Below are 7904 nucleotides of genomic sequence, written 5' to 3' on the forward strand. Positions count from 1 at the left end.
CGGAAAAGGGCTGATTTCCCCCTCGCAATAACCTATTTGTCCGCGGACTTTTTGGCGAATGGCAAAAACCGTTCCGAAAGGGCTTGAAGGCGCTGGGGTCGAGAGTTTATATTGATTCGCTTTCGACCATTGCAGCGACGAAGAGAGTGAGGCGTTTGCCGTGAAGGTTCGCGCGAGCGTAAAGCGCATTTGCGAGAAGTGCAAGATCGTTCGCCGCCGCGGCGTGGTCTACGTCGTCTGCAAGAGCGATCCCCGTCACAAGCAGCGTCAGGGGTAGGACCGTGCTCAAGGCGCTGCGTCGCTCGAATCGTGAGCGGCGCCGCTTGTCGGCTTAGCCGCCACTTGCTCGCCGCCGTATAAATCGGGTTTTGGAGTCCATCATCATGCCGCGTCTGTTGGGTGTAGACATTCCGAGCGACAAGCCGACGGTCATCTCGCTGCAGTATTTATATGGCGTGGGTCCGCGGGTCGCCCGTGAGTTGTGCCATAAAGCAGGGGTCAATCCGCAGGTTCACGCGCGCGAGCTGCACGAGGACGAGGTGGCCCGGATGGCCGCCCTGCTCGACAAGGACTACGTGGTCGAGGGACAATTGCGCCGACAAACGGCCCAGAATATTTCGCGACTGCGCGATATCAATTGCTATCGCGGCATCCGCCATCGTCGCGGGTTGCCGGTTCGCGGCCAGCGAACGCGCACCAACGCCCGCACCCGCAAGGGCCCGAAGAAGACGGTGGCCGGCAAGAAGGGCGTCAAAGACCTGAAATAACTGAACTGTACCATTCCGCATCTGCTTAGCCGCGACCCGTTGCGCAGCGCAGGGGAGCGCTTGTCGACCGAAAATCACCCGATCACCCGCACACACTACGATGGCCAAGAGCAAACGACGCAAAGCCCGACGCAACGTCACTGTGGGCGTCGCCCACATCAAGGCGAGCTTCAACAACACGACCGTGACGATCACCGACACGAAGGGAGACGCGCTCTGCTGGGCCAGCGGCGGCACCTGCGGTTTCAAGGGGAGCCGCAAGAGCACGCCGTTCGCCGGGCAATGCGCCGCGCAGCAATGCGCGGAAAAGGCCTCGAAGTTCGGCGTTAAGGAATTGGAAGTCCGCGTAAAGGGTCCTGGCGGCGGTCGAGAGAGCGCGATCACGGCCCTCCAATCGGCCGGCCTGACCATCAAGTCGATCGAAGATGTGACGCCGCTGCCGCACAACGGTTGCCGCCCGCCGAAGAAGCGCCGCGTGTAGTCATTAGTCATTCGCTAATTATCCTGCCTACCAACTAACACGCAATCATCATGGCTCGAACCACCGGACCTGTCTGCCGCTTGTGCCGCCGCGACGGACTCAAGCTGTTTCTCAAGGGGACGCGCTGCGATACGCCGAAGTGCGCGATCGAACGCCGCGACTCTCCGCCGGGGCACAATCAGGCTCGCCGCGGCAAATTAACCGATTACGGCGTCCACCTCCGCGAGAAGCAGAAGGTCAAGCACTACTACGGCGTGCTCGAGCGCCAGTTCCGCGGCTACTTCGCTCAAGCGGAGCGCGGCAAGGGGAACACCGGGGAGGCCCTGATGACGCTGCTCGAGCGCCGGCTGGACAACATCGTGCATCGGCTGGGTTTCGCGCTGTCGCGAGCCCAGGCCCGGCAGATGATCGGCCACGGACACATTACCGTGAACGGCCGCCGCGTCGATATCCCCAGCTACCTGGTGAAGGTCGGCGACGTGATTCGCGCTAAGAATCGCCCCAAGAGCCTGCAGGCGGTCTTGGGCTGCGTGTCCGAATTCCACCGCGACGTGCCCGATTTTCTGTCGCGGGCGGAGGGAGCGATTCCCGAAGGGCGCGTCAGCCGTTTGCCATGCATGGAAGACGTGTCGATCCCGATCCAACCGAATTTGATTATTGAATTGTGCTCCAAGTAGCACGCTGCGAAAAACGACGCCGTGAAACAGGCTGTGAAAAAGGCCCCAGGAACCTTTTTCAGCGGACATGGCCCGAGTCACGTGGAGAACGAGAAAAAGGTTCCTGACCCCTTTTTCATCCTTGCCGGAGGCCCATTATGCACATTCGATGGCGCGGATTGGAACTTCCCAGTTCGATCACCTGCGATGCCAAAACGCTCAGTTCCACGTATGGCAAGTTCATCGCCGAGCCGTTCGAGCGCGGTTTCGGCGTGACGATCGGCAACAGCCTGCGGCGAATTATGCTGTCGAGCCTCGAGGGGAGTTCGATCACGCAAATCAAGATTCACGGCGCGCAACATGAATTCACCACGCTGCCCGGCGTCGTTGAAGACTCGACCGACCTCGTGCTCAACGTCAAGTCGTTGGTGGTCAAGAACCACAGCGAATCGACCCGCGTCATCCGCATCGAGAAGAACAAGCGCGGTGTCGTCACCGGGGCTGACGTGCAGACCGACGAATCGGTCGTCGTGATCAACAAGCACCATATCATTGCCACGCTCACCGACGACGTGCCTTTTCTGATGGAGATGGTGGTGGAGAACGGCCGCGGCTATATCCCCGCCACCGAGCACAGCCCGAACGTGCAGGAGATCGGGATCATTCCCGTCGACGCCGTCTTCAGTCCGGTGGTTCGCGTGAGGTACGAGATCGAAGAAACGCGGGTCGGCCAGAAGACGAACTACGACAAGTTGACGCTGGAGGTTTGGACGAACGGCTCGATCGGCCCCGAATACGCTTTGGTCGAATCGGCGAAGATTCTTCGCAAGCATCTCAATCCGTTCGTGCAGTATAGCGAACTCGGCCCGCGAGTTAGCTCGGCGTCGCGCGGATTGGGACAGGCCACCTACGATGCGACGATCGAATCGAAGTTGAACATGAGCCTGGCGGAGTTGAAGCTGTCGGTGCGGGCGATGAATTGCCTCGAAAGCGAGAACATCCACACCGTCCGCGACTTGGTGAACCGCAACGAGGACCAGTTGCTCGAAGTGCGCAACTTCGGTGAAACCACGCTTCGCGAGGTGCGTGAGAAGCTGACCGAACTCGGGCTGCGCCTCGGCATGCGCGTCCCCGCCACCAGCGGAGTCTAGCCGGGATCGAATTGTCAATTCAAAGCGGGGCCAAATCGGCGATCTCGTCACGCGCAGCGTGTTGCATTTCCGAGCCCCGAGTCCCTAGCCCCAGCCCTTCCCATGCGACATCGAAAAAAAGGCCGCGTGCTCGGCCGTTCTCCGAGCCATCGTCTGGCCCTGTTCCGCAATTTGGCCAGCGCCCTGTTCCTCACTGAACGCGACGCCGAATTGGACGACAACGAGCCTGGCGTGAAAGGGCGGATCATTACGACGCTTCAGAAGGCCAAGGAGGTCCGACCTTTGGTCGAGCGGTGCATCACGATCGCTCGGGCTGGATTAGAAGCCGAGGAAGCGGCCAAGCAATATGCGACCACGGCCGCGCGGAACAGCGAAAGCTGGAAGGCCTGGCGAGAAAGCGAGGATTGGAAGAAATGGGCCCACGCGATGGCGCCTTCCGTCAAGGCCCGTCGCCGCGTTGTCCGGATGTTGGGAGACAAGCAGGCAACGAGGGTTCTGTTCTCGACGGTCGCGCCGCGGTTTGTCGGCCGGCCCGGCGGATATACCCGCGTGCTGCGCCTCTCGAAACCGCGGCTTGGCGATGCCGGCACGCGGGCAATTCTCGAGTTCGTCGGCGTTCGCGACCGCGTTTCGCAGCGAATGCAAGCGCCGAAGGTCGAGACCGGCGCGCCAAGCTGATAACCTATTGACGCCAAGCGGCCGGGCGTTTAGCCTTTGCGACCTCATCATGGGTTGACCTCGAGTTCTTCGGGGTTGGCCTTCGCTAACAGCACGTCAGGCGTTCCCGCCTGACAACTCGTCGGGCTGTCAAATCGATGCCGAACCGTGCTCATCCTCTGCCCGTGGCGTTTGCGCTCGTCGCGACGCTTTGGCTCTCGGGCTGCGAGCAACTCGTCTACAAACCGAAAGGCACATCGCCGCTGGCGCCGTTGGAGTTGACCGACGACGGAGTCGAGTTGGAGGTTGTCTATATACGCTTCCCGGTCGGCGACGCTGAAATGAACGGCGCGCTTTGGAACGATGTCGACGAGCAGTCGCTGCCGGCCGCCACGCGCGCCGAACTGGCGGCCAACGGTCTGCGGGCCGGCGTGATCGGGGGCGAGACTCCGGCAATCCTCGCGCGCCGGCTCGCCGCGGCCGAAGACCATTCCACTCCCGCCGTCGCCGCCGCCAAGTTGGAATCGGAGCCCGCGGTTCGGCGCAGCCGTTTGCAAATGCACCGCGGCCGGCCGGGCAATATCATCGCGTCGCCGGTTTACGACCAGCTTTCGCCGCTCATTCGCGATGATGGCCAGCTTGGCGGCAAGACGTATCGGCAGGCTCAAGGGGATTTCATCATCGACGTCGATCCTCAGCCCGACCGCAATGTGACGCTGAGCCTGTTGCCGGAGTTGCAGTATGGCGAGGCCCGGCAGAAATACGTGGCCGACGATGGCGTGATCCGCATGCAGTCGGCGAAGCCCAAACGAACCTTCGACAAGCTCAAGCTGACGGCGACGCTCGCCCCCGACCAAATGCTGCTCATCACCAGCCTTCCCGAGCGACCAGGGAGCCTGGGACACTACTTCTTCACCGAGCCGAAATCGGGCCATCTCGACCAGAAGCTGCTGGTGATCCGTTTGGCCGAGACGAAGTACAACGATCTCTTCGTGCGCGTGACGGGCAAATAGCGCGTCCAGTATTGCTGAATTCGCCGGCGGCCGTAGGGTGCGTCAAGTCCGCGCTGACGCACCGTACTCCTCTTCCCGGTGCGTTATCGCTTCGCTCGACACACCCTACGCGTTCGTATCGCAACCACCATGGAATTCCGGCGGATTCCGCTGCTCGCCGTGGGGCCACTTATGGAAGTCGCCGGTTTTGCATAAAATGTGCCCGGCCGCGGCTGCCACCGAGCCGCCGCCAATCGCCCGTGTCGTTGCTTCCAGATTAGGAGTGTGTCGTCATGCCATTGGTTCCCATGCGATTGCTTTTGGATCATGCGGCCGAGAACAGTTACGGCCTGGCCGCGTTTAACGTCAACAACATGGAGCAGATTCAGGCGATCTTGGCGGCCGCCGCCGAGACCGATTCGCCCGCGATCGTGCAGGCCTCTCGCGGGGCACGGAGCTATTCACAGGACAACTACCTGCGGCATTTGATGCTCGCAGCCGCGGAACTCTATCCGCGGATTCCGATCGCCATGCACCAGGACCACGGCAACAGCCCGGCCACCTGCAAGAGCGCGATCGAAAACGGCTTCACGAGCGTGATGATGGACGGCTCGCTCAAGGACGATGGCAAGACGCCGGCCGACTACGAATACAACGTCCGCGTCACGCGCGACGTGGTCGAGATGGCCCATCGGCAAGGCGTGTCGGTCGAAGGCGAGCTGGGCTGCCTTGGCTCCCTTGAATCGGGCATGGGAGAGAAGGAAGACGGCCACGGCGCCGAGGGGACGCTCTCGCACGACCAATTGCTCACCGATCCCGACGAAGCGGAACGGTTCGTCGCCGACACGGGCGTCGATGCCCTGGCCGTGGCAATCGGCACCAGCCACGGGGCCTACAAGTTCACTCGCAAGCCGGATGGCGAGGTGCTGGCCATGGACCGGATCGTCGAAATCCATCGCCGGCTGCCGAATTGCCATCTGGTGATGCACGGCTCCTCCTCGGTGCCGCAGGAGCTGCAAGACATCATCAACAAATACGGCGGCCGAATGCCGCAGACCTGGGGCGTGCCCGTCGAAGAAATCCAGCGCGGCATTGCCAACGGCGTGCGAAAGATCAACGTCGATACCGACTGCCGAATGGCGATCACCGGGGCGATCCGCACGGTGTTCGCCGAGCACCCCGATAAGTTCGATCCGCGCGACTACCTCAAACCGGCCCGTGAGGCGATGAAAAAAGTCTGCGCCGAGCGGATGATCGCCTTCGGCCAGGCCGGGAACGCGGGCAAGATCAAACCAGTCTCGCTCGACGAGATGGCGGATCGGTATGCAGTTTTGGCGTGACCGAGAACGAGCGCGGGAATGCGGCCCCCGGCAATGCCGCGTTGGTTGCAACTATACAAATGTGCGAGAGTCGCGCTCAGCCGATTGGAATGAGAGGGTGCTAAAGTATCCAATCTGTGGGCGCCGGGAGGGTGCAGGGTTGACTCGACAACGCGCGGATCAGACAACATTCTGCTGTTGCTGCGACATTGGCCGATCGACAATTGAGCACCACTTGTTCACCGCCGCGATCATTGCTGTTCGATCGGCCTTCGAGGGTGGTCGATGAGCGCTCCGTGTTGGCATGTCGTCAAAGGTCCGACCTTCGAGCGCCCTGCCAGCCTCCGATTTCCTTACTCCGCCCCACTGCTTGAAAAAGAACGGGATCCCGGCCGCATCGCATTGGCAGCGAACGTTTCTTACCCAAACCTCGTCCATCCGCCTTGCGCCGGCGCCACTCTCTCCCCCCACGATAACCCAATGAATACCACTCAAGTCAATCTCGCCCAAGTCTTCAAGCAGCGGTTCGACCGACAAGAACCGAATTGCGGCCGGAGCCTCGCGCAACGTTGTGATTCGCGGAGTTCCGTGTTTCCTGTCTTCGACGCTCACGCCCCACCAAATGTGGCGTTGGCCGGCGGCAAAGGAGAGCGTCGATGCAAGTAAATCGCGCAGCCGCGCAGCTCGCTTGGTCAACACCTGAAACGTGTGCCAGTTTGCCAGATTCATAACGCGCACGACCTGCTCGATATACCAATCCGGAACGCTCTCGTGAAAGAGGTCACTCATTGAGTTGACAAAAACTGTCTTCGGGGTTGCCCATTTGATTGGTTCCAGCAGCTTCTCTGGGACAAGCCGCAGGTCAAAACCTTGTTCGTAGGGATGATCGGCCACGCCTCGAAAGCGCTCTGCAAACGTCTCAGCATAGCAATGTTTGCACCCGGGGCTGATCTTTGTGCATCCGCGCACGGGATTCCAAGTCGCATCGGTCCATTCGATCGTCGACGTCGCGCTCATGGCTTAGATCCTTTACTTTTCGGGAAGCTGAACTTAACGTGATCCGCACACGTGATTTCTCCCTTCCGCTTTGGGCGCAGTTCGTGGGACGGATTGCCCTTGATTCTTCCGGCCATTTCCATTTTGGTGAGTGCGTCTTTGTAATTCTTATCAATGTATCGCCGCCCGTAGTTATGAGCTTCGTAAATGTCGTTCATCGTCAATGTCTGGCCCGCAAATTCATCGAGCAACATGCCCTCAAGCTCATCGAGCGGCCTAGCCAGTTCAAAGAGTAAAGGTTGACTTTTGGTGGCGGGGCTGTACTCGAACGACGGCACGCCCTGTTCTGCACTCGAACTCTCGTTTGCCATGACCCGCTTCATGATCTTATAGGCGAGCGGGTGCTTGCTGACAAAGATCAAATGGTGCTTTGTCCGCGTGCCCCTTGCATTCTTGAAGCCGAAGGGCAAAGTGTACTTACCACCCATCTCGATCAATGCCTTGCAAATCTCCTCGACAATTGTCAGCTCGCGCTCTTGCGGGCTCATCGGTTCCAACTTCTTCCGAAGCTCTTTGCTACGGTCTTCGCCGAAGAGAGCGTCCATGTGCTCTTTCACAATCGGATTTGCTAGTCCCATGTTGATGCGACCGTAATTGAAAAAGAAGACACACTCGCAACCCCAGTCCTTCAGCACCGAGTTGATCAGCCGGAGCGATAGGCCCTTGTAGCCCCACGGGTCGACAAAAAACAGCGTCGGCACGAGATTCATTTCCTCGAACATCTTGACGATTCCCTCGCCAACTTCCTCCGTGTTGACATCCGGCTGATACTTCAGTGTTTTCACGCCGGGCAGTTTCTTGAACTCGGCGACCAGTGAGCTAGTG

At 60.1% G+C, this 7904-nt stretch carries 10 protein-coding genes; 8 read left to right on the forward strand and 2 right to left on the reverse strand.

Annotated features, from left to right (window positions below; translation table 11 throughout):
* Window positions 1-160 precede the first annotated feature (160 nt).
* The 8 genes from rpmJ (at window position 161) to fba (ending at window position 6044) form a co-directional block, all read left to right on the forward strand.
* The gene (gene rpmJ, locus VGY55_13360) at window positions 161-277 is read left to right on the forward strand and encodes a 50S ribosomal protein L36 (protein HEV2970954.1); all 117 of its coding nucleotides are present in this window, start codon (window positions 161-163) and stop codon (window positions 275-277) included.
* Window positions 278-383: 106 nt separating this feature from the next.
* A complete protein-coding gene (gene rpsM, locus VGY55_13365) occupies window positions 384-767 on the forward strand; it encodes a 30S ribosomal protein S13 (GenBank protein ID HEV2970955.1) in 384 nt (127 codons plus the stop codon).
* Between the two features lie 100 nt (window positions 768-867).
* Window positions 868-1248: a 30S ribosomal protein S11 gene (gene rpsK, locus VGY55_13370; protein HEV2970956.1), complete on the forward strand. Its 381-nt coding sequence runs from the start codon at window positions 868-870 to the stop codon at window positions 1246-1248.
* A gap of 50 nt (window positions 1249-1298) precedes the next feature.
* Window positions 1299-1925: a 30S ribosomal protein S4 gene (gene rpsD / locus VGY55_13375; protein ID HEV2970957.1), complete on the forward strand. Its 627-nt coding sequence runs from the start codon at window positions 1299-1301 to the stop codon at window positions 1923-1925.
* Between the two features lie 137 nt (window positions 1926-2062).
* On the forward strand, window positions 2063-3055 hold the full coding sequence (locus VGY55_13380) for a DNA-directed RNA polymerase subunit alpha (protein HEV2970958.1): 993 nt from the start codon (window positions 2063-2065) through the stop codon (window positions 3053-3055).
* 102 nt (window positions 3056-3157) lie between these two features.
* The gene (locus VGY55_13385) at window positions 3158-3733 is read left to right on the forward strand and encodes a L17 family ribosomal protein (GenBank protein HEV2970959.1); all 576 of its coding nucleotides are present in this window, start codon (window positions 3158-3160) and stop codon (window positions 3731-3733) included.
* Between the two features lie 137 nt (window positions 3734-3870).
* Window positions 3871-4725, forward strand: a complete 855-nt coding sequence (locus VGY55_13390) for a hypothetical protein (protein HEV2970960.1) — start codon at window positions 3871-3873, stop codon at window positions 4723-4725.
* Window positions 4726-4997: 272 nt separating this feature from the next.
* Entirely contained in the window at window positions 4998-6044 is a 1047-nt protein-coding gene (fba, locus tag VGY55_13395; GenBank protein ID HEV2970961.1) for a class II fructose-bisphosphate aldolase, read from the forward strand.
* Between the two features lie 159 nt (window positions 6045-6203).
* Here the strand turns inward: fba and VGY55_13400 are convergent, their stop codons facing one another.
* Both VGY55_13400 and tcmP read right to left on the reverse strand, forming a co-directional pair.
* Entirely contained in the window at window positions 6204-7040 is an 837-nt protein-coding gene (locus VGY55_13400) for a phage Gp37/Gp68 family protein (GenBank protein HEV2970962.1), read from the reverse strand.
* Window positions 7037-7904 (reverse strand): three-Cys-motif partner protein TcmP (gene tcmP, locus VGY55_13405; GenBank protein ID HEV2970963.1); only part of this gene is annotated, 868 nt, incomplete at its 5' end. The genes VGY55_13400 and tcmP, both read right to left, overlap by 4 nt.

The organism is Pirellulales bacterium (assembly GCA_035939775.1).
GTDB lineage: Bacteria > Planctomycetota > Planctomycetia > Pirellulales > DATAWG01 > DASZFO01.